This window comes from Micromonospora sp. RB23, from assembly GCF_053585025.1.
On sequence record NZ_CM132111.1, the window covers coordinates 4063033 to 4084179 of the forward strand.

Sequence of the window (21147 nt, forward strand, 5' to 3'; positions counted from 1 at the left end):
AAGTATCCCATCACGAATATGTTTCGTATTTGTCAATGTCTTGCCCGCGCCGCCGATCGGTCGGAATCCCGGTCGTGACCGGGCCGACGAACTCCACCGACCGGATCAGGAACACCGCCACACCCACCGCCAGCATCGTCAACGCGGCCGCCACCAGGACGGCCAGGAGCGGCCCCCACCGCAGTTCGGCGGCCAGACCGGGAACGAGCACGCGAACCGCCCAAACCAGCACGGCCAACCACACCACACCCTCGACGAGGGCGCGCCGGACCCGACCGCAGGTCGGCCCGCCGGACGCGCGGAGCGCGCTGCCGCCGGACCGGACCATCAACGCGGCCGCCGCCAGGCAGAACAGCGCCAGGCTCAGCAGAACGCCCCCGAGTACGTCGCTGAACCGGTGCCATCCCGCGATCATGGTGGCCGCGCCGATCACCGAGACACCCGCCGCGGCGGGTACCACCAGAAACCGTCGGGCTGCGCCGGGCACCACCAGCAGAAAGGCCAGCGCCAGGGCCGTCGCGACCGCGACGTGACCACTGGGAAAACTGTTGTGGGTGGTCGAGTCCGCGACCGCGAGCTCCGGGCGGGGCAGCGCCGACTTCGCCGCGCCGGCCGCCAGCACGGCGGCGAGCACCATGCCGACGCCCACCACCCCGGGCAGCAGCCGACGGCCGAGCAGGCCCACCACCAGCACGGCGGTGAGCAGGACGGCCAGCAGCGCCGGCTGACCGAAGTGCCGCAGAACCACGGTGGCCGGCCCGAACAGGCCGCCGGGCTGCGCGTAACCCCCGCCCCGCTCGGCGCGCGGCAGGAGCAGCCCGTCGATCCACTGCCCGGGCTGGGTCCACACGAAGACAACGCCGACCAGACCCAGCGCGAGCAGGCTACAGACGCCCGCCGCGAGCAGTCGGAGCGCCGGCGGCACGGCGGCCCGGCCGCGGGCCGGCGCATGCGGCAGCGTTCGCGTCGCGGCCGATGGGCGACCGACGGGGTACGACGATCCATGGGACATGGCGACCATGCTCGGCCCACGAGATCCGGACGCTGTCCGTGGAATGTCTTCGTTCTGTCACAACCGACGCTCGTACCGGGAAAACCGGACGATCCTCCCCCTCGAACGGCCGCCGACGCGTCCTGTCGCCAAGCTGTCCGGACGTGAACTCTTATTCACATGCTTACATGCAACTATGTTTTACCCGGCCGAGACGAGCCATCACTAAGGTCAAGACGCCGATCGATCTTCTCGGCGGCGCGAAAACCATCCGGAGTGTTCGTGGGGAAACCGGAAGGGGTTGGGCGATGCACGGGGTTTCGGTCGCTTCACTCGTCATCGGCATCGCCTCCTCGCCGGCCGAGCGCCGGCAGCTGGCACGCCTGCTCGGCGGAAGCGACGCCTTCCTGATCGTCTCGAACGTCGAGCAGGCACGGGAGTTCCTCGGGGTGGGCGAGCTACCCCCCGTCGCACCTCCCCCGACCCCGCCCGTACGCGTGGAGGTGGCGCAGCGCCCGCAGCCGCCACCCGACCTGAGCGTCGACTCCGACCGCCGGGTGCTGCGCTGGCGCGATCAGGAGATCGACCTGACCCGGCTGGAACACGACGTGCTGCTCTGCCTCGTCGACGCCCCCGGGCAGGTCTGGACGTACGAGCGGCTGCACCTCGAGGTCTGGGGCAACCGGCACCTCGGCCGTGGGTCCGACATGCACTCGGTCGTCCGTCGGGTACGCCGCAAGCTCGCCCGGCTCGACGCCGCCGCCACGATCCACGCGGTCCGCGGGGTCGGCTTCCGGCTCGCGCCGATCTGAGCCCGCCGACCGGCCCCGACAACGGCCGGCCCGCCTGGTCGGGGACCAGGCGGGCCGGATCATCGTGCTACCGCTCGGATGTCAGCACCGGATCGGCGACAACCCGAAGTTCTCCACCGTGGGAGTGGTCACGTTGACCTTCGTCTGACGGGTCTGGGGCTTCCAGCCGTCCTTGGCGACGATCATCGTGAGCGGGTTGTTGCGGCGGTCCATCCAGTAGGCGTAGTTACCGGCGGCATCGGTCGCGAAGGTGAACGACATCGCCCACGAGTCGACCTGGACCACCGCCCCGGCGATCGGCGCGGTCGCGCCCGCGCAGCTCGTCCCGGTCACCGTACCCATCAGCTTGCCCCAGGTCTTCGGGGGCGTCACGGTCATGGTCACCGCCACTGGCGGCACCGAGTACGGCGTGTTCTCCCGGATCGTGACCGCCGCCGAGTAGGTGCCCGGCTGGTCCACGTTCGCGGTCATCCCGACGGTGACCGTGACCTTCTCCCCCGGCGCGAGGGTGGCCGTGGTCTTGTCGATCGTCATCCAGCTGACGTCGGTCGCCGCCTCGGCGCACCCCTCGAAGCCGGGGAGCGCCTCGCTGTCCGGCGCCGCGTCGAAGCTGCCGGACGAGCCACCGATCTTGTAGAAGCCACACGCCGCGCCACCCCGGTAGCGGGCGGTGTTGGCGTTCGGCAGGTTCGACCACGAGCTGGTGGCCGGGTCGAAGGCGAAACCGGCGTTGGTGATGGCGCCGCCCTGCGAACCACCCACGACCAGGAGCTTGCCGCTGGCCACCGCGTACGAGCTGGCCCAGTTGTCGGTCGGCGCGTCCGCGATCGCGGTCCAGGTGTTGGTGCCCGGGTCGTAGGCGTAGCTGGCCTTCTGCGCCGCGGTGCCGTCGTTGCCACCGGTGCAGTAGAGGACGCCGTCGATCCCGCCGCAGGAGGCGAAGGCCACCGACTTCGGGTAGTTGGCCACCGTCTCCCAGGTGTCGGTGCCGGGGGTGTAGCGGACCACGGTGTTCGACATCGGCACGCAGGCCGCGGTCGTGCAGCCGCCCACGGCGTAGAGCTTGCCGTCGACGACCGCCTGCCCGGCCGCCGATCGCGGCGCGGGGTTGTCGGCCAGCTCGGTCCAGGTGTTGGCCGCCGGGTCGTACGACCAGGTGGCGGCGTCCGGGCCTGACTCGCCCCAGCCGCCCGTGGCGATGATCTTCCCGCCGACCACGCCGACGGTCAGCGCGTTGCGGGCGCCGGGAAGGTCGGCGGCGGCCGTCCAGGTCTGCGCGACCGGGTCGTAGGCGTAGGTCTTCGCGGTGGAGGCGCTTCCGTCGCCGCCACCGATCGAGTACACCTTGCCGTCCAGGGTGACCACCCGGTTGTCCATGATGTTGCCCGGGTAGTCAGTGATGTCCGTCCACGGCGCGGCCTGCGGACCGGCCGCCGCGGGCGTCGCCGTCGACGCCTTGCCGGACGCCCTGGCCGCGACCGACGTCGGGACCGTCAGCCGTTGCTCGGGCGCGCCGGCCGCACCGAGCGCCTGCTGCCGGGTCAGCCGGGAGCCGTCGGCCCGCAGCAACTCGAAGCCGTCGTCCCGCTCACCGAAGGCGACCTCGACCGGCGCGCCGCCGGTGTTGGTCACGGTGAACGTCCTGGTCGCCTTGCCGCTGGGCATCTGGAGCGTCGCGTTCAACTCGGTGGGCGTCACCGACAGGCGGCCGGCCGCGAGGACGAAGTTCGCGGTCGTCGCCCAGTCGGGCTCGACGTCGACCTGCTTGCTCTGGCTGACGTAGCTGCTGGCCGTGGCGGTGAACTTGTGGGTGCCGGTCAGCGTCGAGTAGATCCAGTAGAACCCGTCGGGCAGCCCCGGGTCGTCCGGGGTCGCCACGGTGACCGCCTTCTCGGCGGGCCGATCGTTGCTGGTGACGGTGGCGCCGTTGATGTAGCTGTTGTCGTTCTTGTCGCGGACGTTGCCCACGACCAGGCCGCCGTCGACCGGCACGCAGGTGACCTGGCTGCCGATCAGGACGTTGTCGACCTCCCACCACCAGTCGAACGTGGCGTCGTAGTAGTGGAACCGCACCTGGACCTGCGACTTGCCGGCCGCCTGCGGGATCGGGATCTCGGTGAGCTTCGGTCCCCGGACGTCGGTCTCCTGCCGGAGGACGTTCGTCCAGGTCGCGCCCCCGTCGATGCTCAGGTCGACATCGGCGGTGTCGTCGTTGAGCTGGTTGAAGTCCTGGTTGAACCGGATCACCGGGGCGGTGACGGCGGTCAGGTCGACGACCGGGCTGACCAGGGAGCTGTCCTGGCTCTTGCCCGCGCCGTAGTCGTCACTGTCGATCATCGCGAAGTTGCCGGTGCCGCCGGTCAGGTTCCCCCGGTCACCGTCGTCGGTGAACTTCCATACCTGGCCTGCGCCGACGTTGTCCACCACCGACCAGCCGGCCGGAGTGGTCGTCGCGTCGAAGGTCTCGTACTCGCCGTCGGAGCCGAACGTGTAGCCCGGGGCCGTCGTGCACCTGGTGGTGTCCACCGGCACCGCGACGTTGGCCGTCACGTTGCGGGTGCCGACCACGACCTCCTTGGTGACCTTCTGGTAGCCCGGGTACTGCACCTCGTACGTCAGGGTGTACGTCTGACCGGCCGGCAGCGTGATGCTGTAGCGGCCGTTCGACGGAGTGGTGTAGTCGTACACGCCCGCCGGGCCGCTCACGGTCACCTTGGCGTACAGCGGCCAGCCGTGGCCCGAGCCGTCGGTGACCGAGCCGGTGACGTTGACGCGCGGCACCGCCGTCAGGGCGACGTCGAGCGTCGTGGTCGTGCGGTTGGTGACCGTCGCCGACTTCGTCGTGCTGCCGTATCCGAACGCGGACACGACGACCTGGTAGTCACCGGTCGGGAGGAGGGTCGAGTAGGTGCCGTCGGCGCCGGTGGTGATCTCGCGCGAGGTCGGACCGGTGAGTGTCAGGGTCGCCCCGGCGATCGGGGCGCCGGTGGCCGCGTCGGTGACCGTGCCGGCCAGGGTGCCGACGTCGCCGGTGGGGGCGGCGTTGAGCAGCGCGAGGGCGTCCAGCCGGCCCTCACCCCAGACGTTGTTGTCGGCGGCGGTGCCACCGCACTGGTCGTCGGCCTTGTCGATCGCGGTGCCGTTGAGCAGCGCACGGGTCGCGTCGACGTCACCCACCAGCGACGGGGCCGCCGAGTAGAGCAGGGCGATCGCGCCCACCAGGTGTGGGGCGGCCATCGACGTGCCGCTCGCGGTGCCGTACCCGTTGCCGGGAACGCTCGACCGGACGTTCACGCCGGGCGCGGAGATGTTCGGCTTGATCTCGCCGTTCTGCCCGACACCACGGGCCGAGAAGCTGGCGATCGTGTTGTTGACGTCGTACGCGCCCGCCGAGTAGTTGCTCGCCAGGCTTCCCGGCGAGCCGCTGGTCTGGCACGCCGGTCCGCTGTTGCCGTTGGAGAACACCCCGAAGATGCCCGAGGCGGCCCAGGCCAGGGTCACGTCCTCCATGAACGGCTCGTTCGACGGTAGCCGCGTGCCCCAGGAGTTGTTGATGATGTTGGGGCGCTTGCTGGCGTCCGGGTTCTGGCCGTTCGAGTCGGTCGGCTCGAGCATCCACTGACCGGATTCGATCAGCGCCTCGTCGGTGGGGCAGCAGCCGTTCGCCGCGATCCACTTGACGCCGGGCGCGACACCGATCTGGTTCGCGCCGGCGGAGCCGGCCATGGTGCCCATGGTGTGCGTACCGTGGCCGTCGTCGTCGCAGGGCGCGCCGTCGCACGTCCCGGCGGCGTCGAACCAGTTGTAGTCGTGGTCGAACGTGCCGTCGCCGTTGTTGCCGCGGTAGGAGTTCACCAGCGCCGGGTGGTCGTACTGCACGCCACTGTCGATGCTCGCGATGGTGACGCCCTCGCCGGTGACGCCGTACTGGGACCAGACGTCGTCGGCGTTGATGTTGGCAACGCCCCACTCGACGGCGTTGACGGTCTTCTCGTCGGTCCCCTTGGTCAGCTTCGGCAGCTCGTAGGCGACCGGGGCGTAGAGGCCCTCGACCTCGCTGTGGGCGGCGAACTGCTGGGCCATCGCCAGGGAGCCACTGTTCACCTTGATGGCGTTGGTGGCCCAGAAGCTCTGGTATTTCGTACCCGAGCTGTCGAGTTCGGCGCGGATCTTGCCCTGGCTCGCGGCGGCGCTCTCCCGCAGCGCCTGCGCCACGGCCGAACCCCGCTTGGTCCAGTCCTTGATGGCGCTGGCCTTGCTCAGGTCCGCCCGGTCCTTGAACCGAATCCAGAAGTCCCCTGCGCTCTTGGCCTGGAACTGCTTGGCGAGTTCCGGCCGGATCTTGTCCCCGACGGCGGTGCCCGTCGAGCCGGGCGCGGCCTGCGCCCCGGAGCCGAAGCTGGCCAGGCACGTGACGGTGAGGACCAGCGCCGCGCCGGCGCTCACCGCCGATCTGGCCGCGCGTCTCCATTGTGGACGTCTGAACATCGGTGCCGCCTTCCTCAGAACGACCCAGGGGTGTAGTGGGCCATGGTGGGAAGTGCGTGAGATCCACTCGACGGAACCGAGCGAACGGACCCCTTATGCCTCCCCCATGCACCGCGCGGGTCACGCCGGTTGCCCGAATGGACACTATGATCGGGTGGAAAGGACGATCAAGAACTTGCTGTGAGCATCTTGTCGCTACCGGTTGCCCTGCTGGTGACGCGCTTGCCAAACACTGTCAGGACCATGACGATAGGTGGGCAGGGATGCCCATCGATTCGCAGGCGGTGCGGTGGCCGAGACCGACGCGGTGTTGGACGGGGGCGACCCGGCTGACCAGGAGTTCCCACTGCTGATCGCGGTGACGCCGTCAGCGCGCGAGCGCATCCGGCTCGCGGAGCGCCTCGACGGCGTCGCGCCGCTGCTGCTGGTGGCCGACCTCGACGAGCTGCGCCGGCTGATCGGGGCGCCGCAGCAGCGGCCCGGGCCACCGGGCGAGCCGTCGGGCCGTACGCCGACCGCCGAACCCGGCCCCGCCCTCGTCGTCGACTCGGCCCGCTCCACCGCCCGGTACGAGGCGCGCGAGGTCGACCTGACCCGGTTGGAACACGACCTGCTGATCTGCCTCACCACCGAGCCGCTCCGGGTGTGGAGCTACGCCGAGCTGCACCGGTCGGTCTGGCACGACGAGGGGCGCGCGCGCAGGGCGGACGTCCAGTCGCTGGTGAAGCGGCTGCGACGCAAGCTGGTGGCCCTCGGCACCGGCGCCACGATCGAGGTGGTCCGTGGCGTCGGGTTGCGGCTCACGGACCGACAGGACCCGCGGATCGGGCGTGCCTGACTGCTGCCTGACGTAGGCAGTTTCTCAGCACGAGTCGGCCGCCGCGGCCCGGGGCGGCGCGTTTTCCCGTATCCGAGAGCCGCGCCCGGCGAGCACGTAACGTGAACGACAGCCGATCAACGGCGAACGCCGGACGCGCCCGCCGCCTGCCCGCTCACCCGCAGGAGGTGCGGAGCCCATGCTGTCGGTCTTCGATCCCCGGCACACCGTCGCTCCCCCGGGATACAGCCGCTGGCTCATCCCGACCGCGGCGTTGGCCGTCCACGTGTGCATCGGTCAGGTCTACGCGACGAGCGTCTACAAGAACTCGCTCATCGCGCACTTCGACACCAGCCAGACGGCGATCGGGGCCATCTTCAGCATCGCCATCGTCATGCTGGGCTCGTCGGCGGCGGTGGGTGGCCGATGGGTGGAGCGCAACGGCCCGCGTCGGGCGATGTTCGTCTCCGCCTGCTTCTGGGCCACCGGGTTCCTGGTAGGTGCGCTCGGCATCGCGACCCAGCAGCTCTGGCTGCTCTACCTCGGCTACGGCGTCATCGGCGGCATCGGTCTGGGCATCGGCTACATCTCGCCCGTCTCCACGCTGATCAAGTGGTTCCCGGACCGGCCGGGCCTCGCCACCGGCCTGGCGATCATGGGGTTCGGCGGTGGCGCCCTGATCGCCGGTCCGCTCGCCCGGCAACTGCTGTCGCTCTACGACCCCGACTACAACCCGGCCAACCCGGCGGCGGTGGCATCGGGATCCGCCCTGGTGGGGCTGTTCGTCACGTTCGGCATCGGCTACTTCGTGATCATGATGTTCGGGCCGTTCAACGTGCGGGTGCCCCCGCCGGACTGGCGGCCCGCCGGCTTCGACCCCGATCGCGTCGCCACCCGGCCGCTCGTGACCAGGGCGAGCGTGTCCGCGTCCAACGCCGTACGGACCCGCTCGTTCTGGCTGCTGTGGATCGTGCTGTTCTGCAACGTCACGGCGGGCATCGGCATCCTGGAGCAGGCCAGCCCGATGATCCAGGACTTCTTCCGGGACAACGGGTCCACCGCCGTGTCGGTGTCGGCGGCGGCGGGCTTCGTGGGAGTGCTGTCGCTGTTCAACATGGCCGGCCGGTTCGTCTGGTCGACGACGTCGGACGTGATCGGCCGCAAACCGATCTACCTGGTCTACCTCGGTGTCGGCATGGTGCTCTACGCGCTGCTCGCGGTGGCCGGGCACGCGGCGACGGCGCTCTTCGTGCTGATCGCCGCCCTGATCATCTCCTTCTACGGCGGCGGCTTCGCCACCATGCCCGCGTACCTGCGGGACCTCTTCGGGACCTTCCAGGTCGGCGCCATCCACGGCCGGTTGCTGACCGCCTGGTCGGCGGCGGGCGTCGCCGGGCCACTGATCGTCAACCGGATCCTCGACACCCAGGGCAAGCCCGGGACGCTCACCGCGTCGGCGTACCGGCCCGCCCTGTTCACGATGGTCGGCGTGCTCGCCATCGGGTTCGTCGCCAACCTGCTGGTCCGTGCCGTTCCCGACCGGTTCCACGAGCCGGACCGGGGGTCGGCGTCGCCCGTGGCGCGGGCCAGCGTCACCGAGCCGGTCGCCCTGGGCCCGCAGAGCAGGCCACCGGTGCCCGAGCACGTCGGCGACCAGACCGGCCGGCTGTGGCTGTCGTGGCTGCTCGTCGCGGTGCTGCTCGGCTACGGCATCGTGGAGACGCTCAGCACGGCCGCGAAGCTGTTCACGAGCTGAGGCGGCCGGCGCTCACCGCGCGGGACGGTCAGCGCCGTCCGCCGCCGGGCCGCCGTCGGCGAGGCGTTCCCGCTGGGGTACGACCGTGTACTTCGGATCGCGCGCCGACACCGACCCGGCCTCGAAGATCCCGAACCGGGTGGCCACCGACGAGGCCACCAGGGCCGCGCCGGAGACCACCGACAGGAGCCGGCTGCGTCGGGAGAGCAGCGCGGCGACCGCCCCGACGCTGATCAACGCGTTGCCGGCCCGGACCAGGCGTCCGCTGTGACCGCTCCGGTAGGGCTCGCCCGTGATCCAGAGCCGCTCCATCCGGTGACCGCCGACCAGCTTGATGGCCGCGCCGGCGACGGCGAGCCGTCGCAGCGGACCGGTCTGGTCGGTGGGCGCCGCGATGAGGCCGACCCCGGCGGCCGCGGCGAGCGCGCTGCCGCCGAAGACGAACGGAAGGAAGGGGTACGCGTCGTGCCAGGCCGGAACGGCGGTGTCGGCGAGCAGGACCCCGGTGTAGGTGGCCAGCGCCGGTGCGGTGGCCGCCGCGGCGAGACCGGCGACGTCACCGACACCGGGCGCCAGCCGACGGGCGAGGCCCAGCACGCCGTGCTGCGGCAGCCGTGGCGCGAGTTCGGCGACCGCGGCCACCCCGGCGGCCGGGCCGAACGCGGTGAGGATCCAGGTGCCCATCGACATGGGAGAGGTCGGCTTGGCGACCCGGAGCATGTGGTGGAACCGTTCCGGCCGACCGAGGTCGTGCACCAGCAGGTACGCGCTGGCGAGGGTGCCGCCGAGAGCGGTCCAGCGGCCCACCCGGCGCAGGGCGGGACGTCCGGTCAGTTGGGCGCCCGCGCCGATCAGTGCGCCTCCGGCGGCGAGGCCACCGGTGAACAGGTATCCGCCGATGTCCCGCTTCCACACCGGCGCCTTGAGGATCGGCCGACCGTAGTAGGAGCTGAAGTCGGCCGGAGGGACGGTCATCTGCTCGCCGCCGTGTCCGCGCCCGCGCCGCCCGCCCGGCTGGTCGAGGCGGGCCTGGTACGCGCGGAACCGGGCCCCGACGCTCCCGTTCGGTGGGGTCGCGTCGGTCATGGCCGCCTGCCGAGGAATGCCACCGCCGTGGCGGCGGCCATCGTCAGGGCGGCGATGCCGGCGTGTTTCCACATCGCCGGCAGGTCCCGGGTGGTCACCACCGGATCCGGCGGCAACCCGTACACCTCCGGCTCGTCCAGCAGCAGGAAGAACGCCCCGTCACCACCCACACCATCACCCGGGTCATGCCCGTACAACCGGGCCTCCGGAACACCCCGCTCGTGCAACGTCGCCACCCGCGCCGCCGCCCGCTCCCGCAACTCCTCCAGAGGCCCGTACTGGATCGACTCCGTCGGACACGCCTGCGCACACGCCGGCGTCATCCCCACACCCAGACGGTCATAACACAGCGTGCACTTCCACGCCCGACCATCACCCTTACGCTGATCAATCACCCCGTACGGACACGCCGAAATGCAGTACCCACACCCATTACAGATGTCCTCCTGCACCACCACCGTCCCGAACTCCGTCCGGAACAACGACCCCGTCGGACACACATCCAAACAAGCCGCATGCGTGCAGTGCTTACACACATCCGACATCATCAACCACCGAAAATCAGACCGACCCTCCACACCGGAACCACGCCCCGGCGGCTGCGCCCCCGGCATACCCAGGAACTCCGGGCCGCCCGACATGCGGGTCGCCGCGCCGGGCGAGCCCGGTGGCAGACCCGGATCCGTGCCGGTGTCGGCCTCGGTCCGCGCCCCGACGGCCGCCGTCGCCGGGCTGACCGCCGGCCCGTCCGGGTAACCGGCGAACGCCGGCGTCGCCCAGCCGGTGCCGCGGGGCTGCTCGACGAACGCCACGTGCCGCCACGAGTTCGCCGTCAACGCCCCCGTGTTGTCGTACGACATCCCCAACAGATCCAAACCACTCTCCGGGACGCCGTTCCACTCCTTGCACGCCACCTCACACGCCTTGCACCCGATACACACACTCGTGTCGGTGAAGAACCCCATCCGCTCCGGCGCGTCCACATACCCCGCGTCCGGCGCCGGATCGAGCGGCCCGTACAGGGCGTTGGCATGCGGCATCGCTCAGTCCTCCTGGTCGCTGCTGCTGTCGGCGACGTCCGTCGTGACCAGCGGTGGGTAGCGGTGGCTCAGGTTCCCCGATCGCCGCCGGTAGTCCATGACGAGATCCAGCAGGTCCTGGCCCCTCGGACGCCGGCCGGGCCGTACGTCGCACGTGCCGACCTTGCTCTCCTGGATCAGGACGTTGGGGTCGAGGGTGATGCCGAACAGGTCGTTCGCCGAGTCACCGGTCACCAGACCCTCGAAGCCGAAGTGGTACGGCAACCACACCTGGTGCAGGATCCGACCGTCCACCCGCAGGGGCGTCACACGGTCGGTCACCAGGACCCGGGCCTCGATGGCGGCACGGGTGGTGACCAGGTGCGCCCACCCCAGGTGACTCAGCCCCCGGTGCACCGCCAATTCGGGTGACACCTCGACGAACATCTCCGGCTGCAACTCGGCGAGGTGCGGCACGGTCCGGCTCATGCCACCGGCGGTGTGGTGCTCGGTGAGCCGGCTGACCGTGAACACGTACGGGAAGACGTCGCTGTGTTCCTGCGGCGGGCTCGGGTTGAGGTTGTTGATCGGGTCGGTGTAGACCTTGCGGGCCGGGTTGGCCTGCTGGCGGTACAGCGGGTTGCGCACCGGCGACTCGACCGGCTCGTAGTGGGTGGGCATCGGCCCGTCCAGGACACCACTGGGCGCGTACAGCCAGCCCTTGCCATCGCCCTGGAGGATGAACGGGTCGTCGCCCGCGATACCCGCGACGCCCGAGGTGTTCGGCGGGGGCCGGTACGAGGGCGCCTTTGTCTTCTCGAAGTCCGGCACGTCGTAGCCGGTCCACTCGGATTTCTCCGCGTCCCACCAGACGTACTTCTTGCGCTCGCTCCACGGGTTGCCGTCCGGGTCGGCCGAGGCACGGTTGTAGAGGATCCGCCGGTTGGACGGCCACGCCCAACCCCATTCGGGCGCCACCAGGGACTGTTCCGCGCCGGGCTTTCGGCGGGCGGCCTGGTTGACGCCGTCGGCGTAGACACCGGTGTAGATCCAGCAGCCACCCGCCGTGGAGCCGTCGTCCTTCATCTCCGTGTAGCTCGCCAGTGGTCGGCCGGTCGTCACGTCGTACCCGTTGATCTCGCGCAGGACCGACTCGGCGCTGGGCTCCGCGTGCGGACCGTGCGTGGGGTAGTCCCAGGTGAGGTCGAGCAGCGCGCGGTCGCGCGGTCGGGTCGAGCGCGCCAGCCGTTCCCGGACGATGCGGCCGAGGTGGTAGAAGAACCACAGCTCGGAGCGGGCGTCACCCGGCGGTTCGACGGCCTTCTCCCGCCACTGCAACAGCCGCTGCGTCTGCGTGAACGTGCCCTCCTTCTCCACGTGCGACGCCGCCGGGAGGAAGAACACCTCCGTCCGGCACTCCTCGGGCACGATCTCGCCCGTCTCGATCTCCGGACCGTTCTTCCAGAAGGTCGCGCTCTCGATCATGAACAGATCCCGCACGACCAGCCAGTCCAGGTTCGCCATGCCCAGGCGCTGCGCCCGGCCGTGCGCGGAACCGACGGCCGGGTTCTGCCCGAGCAGGAAGTACCCCTTGATCTTCCCGTCGATCATGTTGAGGACCTGCTGGTACGTGCCGTGGTCGCCGGTCATCCGCGGCACGTAGCCGTAGCAGAAGTCGTTGTCGGCGGTGGCCGCGTCACCCCAGTACGCCTTGAGCAGGTTCACCCCGTAGGCGCGCGCGTTGCCCCAGAAGCCCTTCTGGTCGGGATGCGCGATGCTGCCGATCCACTCGTCGAGGGTCGGGTGGTCGGCGTGGTGGGGCATGGGCAGGTAGCCGGGCAGCAGGTTGAACAGCGTAGGGATATCCGTCGAGCCCTGGATGCTCGCGTGCCCCCGCAGCGCCATCACCCCGCCACCCGGGCGGCCCACGTTGCCCAGGAGCAGTTGAATGATCGCGCCGGCGCGGATGTACTGCACGCCCACGCTGTGCTGCGTCCACCCCACCGAGTAGACCAGCATGCCGGTGCGCTCCCGGCCCGAGTTCTCCGTCCAGGCCCGCGCCAGCTCCAGGAACTTCTCCTGCGGAATCCCGCAGACCCGTTCCACCATCTCCGGGGTGTAGCGGGCGTAGTGGCGCTTGAGGATCTGGTAGACGCAGCGCGGATGCCGCAACGTCTCGTCCCGCTGCGTCTGCCCACCCACCGGCGCGCCGTGCGACTCGTGCTCCAGCCCGGCCGCCGTCTCCCGCTGCGTCTCGGTGTCGCGGGTGGAGATGTTCTCCGGGGCGCCCTCGTACTGCCAACTGCTCTGGTCGTAGCTGGCGTTCTCCTCGACGAAGCCGGAGAAGAGCCCGTGCAGGTCCTCGCAGTCCCGGAAGTCCTCGCCGACAATGGTGGCGGCGTTGGTGTAGGCGAGGACGTACTCACGGAAGTCCAGCTCGTTGTCGAGGATGTACCGGATCACCCCACCGAGCAGCGCGATATCCGTCCCCGCCCGGATCGGCAGGTACGCGTCCGCCAGCGCGCTCGTGCGCGTGAACCGCGGATCGACGTGGAACACCTTCGCGCCCCGACGCTTGGCCTCCATAACCCACTGGAAGCCCACCGGGTGCGCCTCGGCCATGTTCGAACCCTGGATGACGATCACGTCGGAGTTCGACAGGTCCTGCTGGTACTGGGTGGCGCCACCGCGACCGAAGCTGGTCCCCAGACCGGGGACGGTGGAGGAGTGTCAAATACGCGCCTGGTTCTCGATCTGCAACGCCCCCATCGCCGTGAACAACTTCTTGATGAGGTAGTTCTCCTCGTTGTCCAGCGTCGCCCCACCCAGACTGGAGATCCCCAACGTCCGGTTCAGCGGCCGACCCTCGTCGTCCCGGTCCTCCCAGGTCTCGTCCCGCGCGGCCAGGACCCGGTCCGCGATCATGTTCATTGCCGTGTCGAGGTCCAGGTCCTCCCACTCGGTGCCGTACGGCCGGCGGTAGCGGACCGTGGTCTGGCGCAGTGGACTCGTCACCAGGCTCTTGCTCGCCGCGCCCTTGGGACACAGCCGGCCCCGCGAGATCGGGCTGTCCGGGTCACCCTCGATCTGCGTGACCCGACCGTCGGCCACGAAGACCCGTTGACCACACCCCACGGCGCAGTAGGGACACACCGAACGGGCCACCGAGTCGGCGGTCTCGGTACGGGCGGTCAGAGCGGCCGAGCCCGCGGACTTGGCGGCGGCGCCGCGACCGAGCGGGTCGGTGCCCGCGAGCTGGCGATAGAGCGGCCAGCTCGTGATCCAGCGGCGCACCCCCATCGCTGCACCTTCCCGACGAAAGTCACAAAATATGAATACTCCGACAGTAGATGACCGGTCGGGCCGGCCGCAGCGGGATCAACAGAGCAATGCCTCCCCCGGCCGGATCGCGGCGGCCGAGGGAGGCATGGTGAGCGGGTCGTCGGCTACCGATGCCCGACGGCCAGGTGGTCACCGAACGTCCGGTAGCGGCGCAGCTCCCAGAACAGCCAGCCGATGCTGACGAGCGCCACGACCACGAAGACGAACGAGCCGGTGAAGGTGTCCCAGAGCGTGTGCAGGGCGACGACTCCCACGAAGGTGCCGAGGAACCCGAACAGCCGGCGGACGCTCGGGGTGGCCAGCAGCGCCCACAGCGCGCCGGCGGTCAACCCGGTCCAGGCGGTGTGCCCGGCGGGGGCGGTCAGACCACGGATGAACAGGGTCTGCTCCACCGCGCCGATGTTGCCCTTCGAGCTGAGCAGCGCGGTGAAGGCGTACCCCATCGTCTCCAACGCGGCGAAGCCCATGCCGGCGGCCACGCCGATGACCAGACCGTCGGACGGCACCCGGCGGCGGTGCTGTGCCAGGACCGTGAACAGCAGCACCACCGGGACGATCAGCTTGGCCGACTCCTCGATCAGCGCCACGAACACCATGGGCAGGGTGCCGAGGCCGCGCAGCGTGTCGTACTCCAGCGTGCCGGCGACCACCGTGCCGATGACCCCACCGAAGAACGCCGACGTCACCAGCACCGACGCCGGCACCTGCCACCGTCCGGTACGGGCCTGGGCGAACGTCAGGAACGTCAGGGGCGCCAGGGTCGCGCCGAGCAGGATCAGCGCTGGCACGAAGTTCGGGTTCTGGGTACGGACCAGCGTCCGCAGCACCGCTACATAGAGGATCAGCCCGACAACGAGCACACCGACCCACGCCCACCGGCGAGAACGATCACGCATAACGGGGAGTCTGGCGGATCCAGGTTACGAAGACCAGCCTGGGTGTTGGAACGACCGCACGCCGCAGGGCGGATTCCAGGCGCCCGCGTTGGTTCTGGCGGTGGTCTAGACTCACTCTCTTCGGCGGCGTACCGCGCGGAGTCCTCGAAGGCGTCCCCGTGACCCCTGATCTCACCGACGTGCACGACAGGCTGGCAGCCGCAGTAGCGGGTGTGGCCGCCACGTTCCGCGGCATGACCGCGCACCCGTTGGAGTCCAACTGCGAGTGCCACTGGGGCAGCGCGCAGGAGTTGGCCCTGCTCAAGACGCCCGACGTTCCCCTCGACGACGACCTGCTGCGGCGCACCTACTGGCTGGCTGACTGGACCTATCCGGGCCCGCTGCTGCGCCGGATCCTGCCGCAGGTGGCCCAGGGGCTGGTGAGCGGCGAAGTGGTGCTGATCGGCGGATTGGTAAAACTCTTCATCCGTGGCCGCTGGCGGGATTGGCCTAACGCGCAGCGCGACGCCGTGCAGGCGTTCCTGGACGCGTGGTGGAGGCACATCCTTGTCGATCCCGACACCACCGTGCCCGCGCACGAGGCGCTGGAGTTCCTGGCCGAGATCTCCGCACGGCTCACGCCGTGGCTGACCACCTGGGCCAGCCTGCTGGGTGACCAGACCGCGGCGACGCGGTTCGTGGCCGCCGTCGAGGACTGGAACTACGATCTGCCGGGTGACATGCTCCCCTGGCAGAGCCGGCACGACGCGGCCGACTGGTGCGCCACCCTGTCGCTGTGGGTGCTGCGGACCGCGCCGCCCGTACTGCGTGAGCACGGCGCGTCCGCCGAGCTACAGGACGACGTACGACGGCTGGCCCTGCCCTTCGAGAACCGGTGGGACGACTGATCCTGACCTTGGAGTGGTGGCGCGGATCGCCCGCGTGACAGGAGCCGGGCAGGGTGGGATGGTCTCGTGGTGGCTACCTACGACGTCGCCCTCGTGCTGCTCGTCGACCCGTCCGGGGCCGTGCTCATGCAGCATCGTGACGAGCACGCGCCCGTCTCGCCGAACCAGTGGAGCCTTCCCGGCGGCCACGTGGAGCCCGGCGAGTCGCCCGAGCAGGCGGCTCGCCGTGAACTGCTCGAAGAGACCGGCCTGACAGCCGGTGACCTGCATCCGTTGTGGAGCGGTCCGCGTCCGTACGAGGCGGGTTTCCCCCACACCGTGACGGTGCACGTCTTCCGTGGCACCACCACGGCGCGACAGGAGGACATCGTGCTCGGCGAGGGGCAGGCCATGGTCTTCGTTCCGCGCGCCGAGGTGCTCGATCGTGAGCTGGCGGTCTCGACCGCGGCGGTGTTGTCGACGCACCTGGGCAGCACGGTGAACGGGCCCGCGATGCGGTAGCCGCCTACCCCGCGGCGTGGATTACGGCAGGAACTCGCCGGTCAGGGCGATGAGGGCGCGGGCGGCGACGCCGAGCGGGCGGTCCACCGGCGTGGCCAGCGAGGCGATCCAGTCCAGGTCGACGTCGGTGACGGTCAGGGTGCGGACGCCGGGGGCGTCGGCGACGACGAAGCGGGGCAGCAGCGCGATGCCGAGACCGTGCCGGACGTAGTCGACGCCGGTGGCGATGTCGGGGATCTCGATGGTGACGCGCCGGGACAGGCCGGCGGTGGCGAACGCCCGGTCGGTGACGGCACGGTTGCCGTACCCGATCGGGGAGTCGATGAAGTCGAGGCCGGCCAGGTCGCGCAGCGCCACCGCCCCGCTCGCGGCGAGCGCATGATCGTCCGGCACGACGAGGTCGATGACCGAGCGGGCCACCTCGGTGAGGTGGATTCCCGCCGGTGGCGCGCCGGGTGGCGCGACGAACGCGAGGTCGAGCCGGCGGTCGATGAGCGCGTCGATGAGCCCCTGGGAGCCGGACGGCGCGACGCCGGTGTGCAGCAGCACCCCCGGGTGTCGGCGGTGGAACTCGCCGAGCAGTGCCGGTAGGCGCAGGAGCCGGAACGAGGTCATCGTGCCGATGCGCAGGGTGCCCCGGAGGCCGCCGTGTACCTCGGCGACGGCGTCGCGCGCGTCGCGGGCAGCGTCCAGGGCGATGCGGGCGCGGGGCAGCAGCGCCGCGCCGGCGTCGGTCAGGAGTACGCGTTTGGAGTTGCGGTCCAGCAGCGGTGCGCCCAGCTCGCGTTCGAGCGTCTTCACGGCTGCCGAGACGGCGGACTGGACGACGTGCAGGCGGGCGGCGGCGCGGGTGAAGTTCTGCTCCTCGGCCACCGCGACGAAGTACTCGAGTTGGCGCAGCTCCACGCCGCCAAGTATCACGCATCGCGATGACAGCTAGCGTCAACTTTCGTTGGACGTGATGATCGAATGGGGTGAAAGTGGGGTCATGTCGTCAACGACCATGCCCGCCGGCCAGCCTCTCGCCATGGCCGGCCGCACCGAAGGATCGCCCCGCCACGGCCGTGGCTTCTGGGCGATCGCCCTGGCGTTCCTCACCGCGATGGCGTTCTGCACCGTGCCGTCCCCGCTCTACCCGCTCTACCAGGCGCGGGACGGCTTCTCCACGTTCACGGTCACGATCGTGTTCGCGGCGTACGCGCTGGGCGTGGTGATCAGCCTGGTGCTCGCCGGGCACGTGTCGGACTGGGTCGGCCGCAAGAAGATCCTCATTCCGGCGCTGGCGTTGGAGCTGGTGGCCGCCGCGCTGTTCCTGGGCGACACGTCGCTGCCGGTCCTGCTGCTCGCCCGACTGGTGAGCGGGCTGGGCATCGGCATGATCACCGCGACCGCCACCGCGTACCTCCAGGAGTTGCACGCGGCACACCGCCCGGACGCGTCCCGGCAGCGCTTCGAGGTGGTCTCCACCGCCGCCAACATCGGCGGTCTGGGGTTGGGCGCGTTGGTCGCGGGCGTCCTCGCCCAGTACGTGCATGCGCCGCTGCGCACCCCGTACCTGGTGTTCGCCGTGCTGCTGGTCGCCAGCATCGTGGCGGTCGCGGTGACTCCGGAGACCGTACGGGAGCGGCTGGTCCGGCCCGCCTACCGACCGCAGCGGATCAGCGCCGACCACGGCGACCCCGTCGGCTACGTGGCCGCGACCGCCGCCGGCTTCGCGTCGTTCGCCGTGTTCGGCCTGTTCACCTCCGTCGCGCCCGGGTTCGTCGCCGGCACGCTGCACCTGCCCTCGCGGGCGCTGGCCGGCGCGGTCGTGTTCGCCGTGTTCGGCGGCGCCGCCGTGGCGCAGAGCCTCACTTCCCGACTTCCCGCCCCGGCGAAGGTACGGCTCGGGTTGCTGGCGCAGGCTGTCGGCGTGCCCGTCGTGCTGGTGGGGATGCACACCGCCAGCCTGACCGCGTTCCTGCTCGGCGGCGTGGTGGCCGGCGTCGGCGCCGGTGTGCTGTTCAAGGCCGCTGTCGGCACGGTCGCGGCGATGGCCGTGCCCGCCCGGCGGGGCGAGGCACTGGCCGGGCTGTTCCTCATCGCCTACCTGGGGATGAGCCTGCCGGCCCTCGGCATCGGTATCGCCACCCGCGCCGTCAGCACGACCACCGCGATGAACTGGTTCACCGGCCTGCTGCTCGTTCTGCTCGCCGGCGTGACGGCGCTGTTCCGCCGCAGCTCCGCCAACCGCTGACCGGGGCCGGACCGGCCCCGGTCAGCGCGGTCACGCTGGGTCGGGCCAGAAGGGTTCCAGCAGGGCCGGGTCCGCGACATAGGCCGCGACCTGCGTACGCTCCGACTCCGTCAACGTCAGCGCGCGCAGCCGGGCGCCCCACTCGGGCACCCGGTCGGTCTTGCCCAGCGCCACCGACAACTCGACGAGGGCGGCGAGCGCCATCGCCTGCTCGACCACGGGGGCGTCCTCGGCACGGCGGCGCATCCCCGAGTCGAGCGCCCGGTAGGCGGCCCGGTCGTCGGTCTTGAACTCGCGCAGGATCCGCGCGTTGTCCAGCACCCGGGCCAAACCCTCAAGCTCCTTCGATCCGCCGTATTCCAGATCCTGCGGCTCGTCGCGCTGGATGAAGACGATGGTGTTGCCCGACGGGTCGACGACGCTGAACCGTGATGTCCCGGCACGGTAGCGGGTCAATCGGGGCACCCCCTTTGCCAGCACCTTGCCGTGCGTTCGGCGCATCGCATCGGCGAACGCGGCGTGATACGGCGCGACCGCGTCGACCATCACGAGGCATCCGCCGGACTGCTCCTTCGCCGGGTCGAGGTCCTTCGGCGCAGGCCCGTAGTGCAGGGCGAACCCGCTCCACTGGACGACCAGATACACGTACGGCCGCAACTGCTCGTAGGTCACCTCGAAGCCGAGGGCACGCCAGAACGCCAGCGTCTCCTCGGGCGCCGGGCAGGGCAGCAGCGGCACGGTGGTCTCGTTCGGCTGGACCCGGTCCTCGCTGGTTGTCATGGTCACTCCCCCGGTCGGCAGGCCGGCCATTGTGCCAGCATCGACGGCGGACCGCGCCCGATGTCACCTCCTACCCAGGGAGGAGGTGGGCTCCGACCCGGGGCCGCGACCGGGGCCCGAGGTCGGACGCGTACGGCACAGGCGGCCACGAGCATCTACAGGCATGACTACCGTTCTGCGCCGGGCGGCGCGTTGGAACCGCCCACTGACCTTCCTCGTCGCCGCGATGGCGGTGCTCGCCATCGCGGCCGCAGCCGGCATCCTCGTCGACCCGCGCGTCCTCACCGGGGCGCCGATCTGGCTCAAGCCGTTCAAGTTCGCGGTCTCCTTCGTCCTGTACGGAGCGACGCTCGCGTGGATGCTGTCGCTGCTGCCACGTCGCAGCCGGGTCGCGGAGTGGGCGGCGGCGACAATCGTCGCGCTGTCGCTGGTGGAGATGGTGGTGATCGTCGCGCAGGTGATCCGGGGGACGACGAGTCACTTCAACGACACCACACCGCTGAACGCGGCCCTCTTCGCGGTGATGGGCGCCGCGATCATGGTGCTGTTCGTCGCGCACCTCGTCCTCGGGGTCGTGCTGCTGATCCGGCGGATCCCGGACCGGGTCGCCGCGACCGCCGTCGGGTGGGGGCTCGGCCTGTCCCTGCTCGGTATGCTCGCGGCCGTGCCGATGGTGCGTCAGACGCCGGACCCGGCGATCGAGGGCGTCTCCGGGGCGCACAGCGTGGGCGTGGCCGACGGTGGGCCGGGGCTGCCCGTGGTCGGTTGGAGCACCACCGGCGGCGACCTGCGGATCGGACACTTCGTGGGGCTGCACGCCCTCCAGGCCCTACCGCTGCTGGCGATCCTGCTGACCCGGTACGCGTCCCGGCTCGACGCGCGTACCCGCGTCCGGCTGCTGGTCGTCGCGGGCACCGCGTACGGCGTACTCACGATGGTGCTGACCTGGCAGGCCCTGCGCGGGCAGCCGCTGCTACGCCCGGACGCCCTCACCCTGGCCGTCGTCGCGGCTCTGGCGGTCGCGACCGCGACCGCCACCGGCCTGGTGCTCGCGCGCCGCCGCCCGGAACTGGCGCTCGTGGCATGACCGGGGCGCTGTTCGCACTGACGTTCGCGTTGGCCGCGCCGTTCTGGGCGCTGATGATCCTGCTGCCGCGCTGGTCCTGGACGGCCCGCGTCGTCGGCTCGCCGCTGATCGTGCTGCCGGTCGTGGTGATCTACGCGCTGCTGGTGGTGCCGGCGTTCGGCACGGTGCTGCCCGCCGTCGCGTCGCCGACGCTCGACGGGGTACGCGAGCTGCTCGGCACGCCCGACGGCGCGGCGGCCGGCTGGGCGCACATGATCGCGTTCGACCTGTTCGTGGGCCGCTGGGCCTGGTTGGACAGCCGGGAACGGGCGGTGCCGGCGCTGGTCATGGCACCGGTGCTGCTGCTGACCATCCTGCTCGGGCCGCTCGGCCTGGCCGCCTACCTGGCCGTACGGGTCAGGTGGCCACGGCCGGCGGTCGTAACCGTCGACACCGAGCACCTAGGCTGA

At 70.7% G+C, this 21147-nt stretch carries 16 protein-coding genes; 8 read left to right on the plus strand and 8 right to left on the minus strand.

The window, feature by feature from the left end:
- Nucleotides 1-10: 10 nt before the first annotated feature.
- The gene (locus ACTFTM_RS18770; protein WP_449561770.1) at nucleotides 11-1012 is read right to left on the minus strand and encodes a phosphatase PAP2 family protein; all 1002 of its coding nucleotides are present in this window, start codon (nucleotides 1010-1012) and stop codon (nucleotides 11-13) included.
- A 287-nt stretch (nucleotides 1013-1299) separates the two neighbouring features.
- Between ACTFTM_RS18770 and ACTFTM_RS18775 the strand changes: the two genes are divergently transcribed.
- A complete protein-coding gene (locus ACTFTM_RS18775) occupies nucleotides 1300-1803 on the plus strand; it encodes a winged helix-turn-helix domain-containing protein (protein WP_449561771.1) in 504 nt (167 codons plus the stop codon).
- 81 nt (nucleotides 1804-1884) lie between these two features.
- Here the strand turns inward: ACTFTM_RS18775 and ACTFTM_RS18780 are convergent, their stop codons facing one another.
- On the minus strand, nucleotides 1885-6291 hold the full coding sequence (locus ACTFTM_RS18780; RefSeq protein WP_449561772.1) for a S8 family serine peptidase: 4407 nt from the start codon (nucleotides 6289-6291) through the stop codon (nucleotides 1885-1887).
- A gap of 289 nt (nucleotides 6292-6580) precedes the next feature.
- Between ACTFTM_RS18780 and ACTFTM_RS18785 the strand changes: the two genes are divergently transcribed.
- Together ACTFTM_RS18785 and ACTFTM_RS18790 are read left to right on the plus strand one after the other, a co-directional pair.
- A complete protein-coding gene (locus ACTFTM_RS18785; RefSeq protein WP_449561773.1) occupies nucleotides 6581-7129 on the plus strand; it encodes a winged helix-turn-helix domain-containing protein in 549 nt (182 codons plus the stop codon).
- Nucleotides 7130-7307: 178 nt separating this feature from the next.
- Complete coding sequence (locus ACTFTM_RS18790) at nucleotides 7308-8864, plus strand: OFA family MFS transporter (RefSeq protein ID WP_449561774.1); 1557 nt, start codon at nucleotides 7308-7310, stop codon at nucleotides 8862-8864.
- 12 nt (nucleotides 8865-8876) lie between these two features.
- Here ACTFTM_RS18790 and nrfD read toward each other — a convergent pair whose 3' ends face one another.
- The 4 genes from nrfD to ACTFTM_RS18810 all read right to left on the minus strand — a co-directional run bounded on the left by nrfD (nucleotide 8877) and on the right by ACTFTM_RS18810 (nucleotide 15207).
- Nucleotides 8877-9950 (minus strand): NrfD/PsrC family molybdoenzyme membrane anchor subunit, encoded by a 1074-nt coding sequence (nrfD, locus tag ACTFTM_RS18795; RefSeq protein ID WP_449561775.1) that lies wholly within the window; start codon nucleotides 9948-9950, stop codon nucleotides 8877-8879.
- The gene (locus tag ACTFTM_RS18800; protein ID WP_449561776.1) at nucleotides 9947-10990 is read right to left on the minus strand and encodes a 4Fe-4S dicluster domain-containing protein; all 1044 of its coding nucleotides are present in this window, start codon (nucleotides 10988-10990) and stop codon (nucleotides 9947-9949) included. The genes nrfD and ACTFTM_RS18800 overlap by 4 nt, the downstream gene beginning before the upstream one ends.
- 3 nt (nucleotides 10991-10993) lie before the next feature.
- On the minus strand, nucleotides 10994-14269 hold the full coding sequence (gene fdh / locus ACTFTM_RS18805) for a formate dehydrogenase (RefSeq protein ID WP_449561777.1): 3276 nt from the start codon (nucleotides 14267-14269) through the stop codon (nucleotides 10994-10996).
- A gap of 146 nt (nucleotides 14270-14415) precedes the next feature.
- A complete protein-coding gene (locus ACTFTM_RS18810; protein WP_449561778.1) occupies nucleotides 14416-15207 on the minus strand; it encodes a PrsW family intramembrane metalloprotease in 792 nt (263 codons plus the stop codon).
- 158 nt (nucleotides 15208-15365) lie between these two features.
- On the opposite strand from ACTFTM_RS18810, the gene ACTFTM_RS18815 reads away from it, so the two are divergent.
- Nucleotides 15366-16094 carry a hypothetical protein gene (locus ACTFTM_RS18815; protein ID WP_449561779.1) on the plus strand — a complete coding sequence of 243 codons (729 nt, stop codon included), beginning with the start codon at nucleotides 15366-15368 and terminating at the stop codon, nucleotides 16092-16094.
- A 69-nt stretch (nucleotides 16095-16163) separates the two neighbouring features.
- On the plus strand, nucleotides 16164-16595 hold the full coding sequence (locus ACTFTM_RS18820; protein ID WP_449561780.1) for an NUDIX hydrolase: 432 nt from the start codon (nucleotides 16164-16166) through the stop codon (nucleotides 16593-16595).
- 21 nt (nucleotides 16596-16616) lie between these two features.
- Here the strand turns inward: ACTFTM_RS18820 and ACTFTM_RS18825 are convergent, their stop codons facing one another.
- Complete coding sequence (locus tag ACTFTM_RS18825; RefSeq protein ID WP_449561781.1) at nucleotides 16617-17501, minus strand: LysR family transcriptional regulator; 885 nt, start codon at nucleotides 17499-17501, stop codon at nucleotides 16617-16619.
- Between the two features lie 82 nt (nucleotides 17502-17583).
- Between ACTFTM_RS18825 and ACTFTM_RS18830 the strand changes: the two genes are divergently transcribed.
- Nucleotides 17584-18831 (plus strand): MFS transporter, encoded by a 1248-nt coding sequence (locus tag ACTFTM_RS18830; protein ID WP_449561782.1) that lies wholly within the window; start codon nucleotides 17584-17586, stop codon nucleotides 18829-18831.
- Between the two features lie 30 nt (nucleotides 18832-18861).
- Here ACTFTM_RS18830 and ACTFTM_RS18835 read toward each other — a convergent pair whose 3' ends face one another.
- On the minus strand, nucleotides 18862-19611 hold the full coding sequence (locus ACTFTM_RS18835) for a glyoxalase (RefSeq protein WP_449561783.1): 750 nt from the start codon (nucleotides 19609-19611) through the stop codon (nucleotides 18862-18864).
- 163 nt (nucleotides 19612-19774) lie between these two features.
- Between ACTFTM_RS18835 and ACTFTM_RS18840 the strand changes: the two genes are divergently transcribed.
- Complete coding sequence (locus ACTFTM_RS18840; protein WP_449561784.1) at nucleotides 19775-20698, plus strand: hypothetical protein; 924 nt, start codon at nucleotides 19775-19777, stop codon at nucleotides 20696-20698.
- On the plus strand, nucleotides 20695-21147 hold the full coding sequence (locus tag ACTFTM_RS18845) for an ABA4-like family protein (protein WP_449561785.1): 453 nt from the start codon (nucleotides 20695-20697) through the stop codon (nucleotides 21145-21147). The genes ACTFTM_RS18840 and ACTFTM_RS18845 overlap by 4 nt, the downstream gene beginning before the upstream one ends.

Bases quoted from the DNA above. Each gene is read 5' to 3' on its own strand.
- ACTFTM_RS18800 (WP_449561776.1), bottom strand. From the start codon at position 10,990: ATGCCGCATGCCAACGCCCTGTACGGGCCGCTCGATCCGGCGCCGGAC.
- ACTFTM_RS18830 (WP_449561782.1), top strand. From the start codon at position 17,584: ATGTCGTCAACGACCATGCCCGCCGGCCAGCCTCTCGCCATGGCCGGC.
- ACTFTM_RS18790 (WP_449561774.1), top strand. From the start codon at position 7,308: ATGCTGTCGGTCTTCGATCCCCGGCACACCGTCGCTCCCCCGGGATAC.
- ACTFTM_RS18775 (WP_449561771.1), top strand. From the start codon at position 1,300: ATGCACGGGGTTTCGGTCGCTTCACTCGTCATCGGCATCGCCTCCTCG.
- ACTFTM_RS18840 (WP_449561784.1), top strand. From the start codon at position 19,775: ATGACTACCGTTCTGCGCCGGGCGGCGCGTTGGAACCGCCCACTGACC.
- ACTFTM_RS18770 (WP_449561770.1), bottom strand. From the start codon at position 1,012: ATGTCCCATGGATCGTCGTACCCCGTCGGTCGCCCATCGGCCGCGACG.
- ACTFTM_RS18810 (WP_449561778.1), bottom strand. From the start codon at position 15,207: ATGCGTGATCGTTCTCGCCGGTGGGCGTGGGTCGGTGTGCTCGTTGTC.
- nrfD (WP_449561775.1), bottom strand. From the start codon at position 9,950: ATGACCGACGCGACCCCACCGAACGGGAGCGTCGGGGCCCGGTTCCGC.
- ACTFTM_RS18835 (WP_449561783.1), bottom strand. From the start codon at position 19,611: ATGACAACCAGCGAGGACCGGGTCCAGCCGAACGAGACCACCGTGCCG.
- ACTFTM_RS18780 (WP_449561772.1), bottom strand. From the start codon at position 6,291: ATGTTCAGACGTCCACAATGGAGACGCGCGGCCAGATCGGCGGTGAGC.
- ACTFTM_RS18845 (WP_449561785.1), top strand. From the start codon at position 20,695: ATGACCGGGGCGCTGTTCGCACTGACGTTCGCGTTGGCCGCGCCGTTC.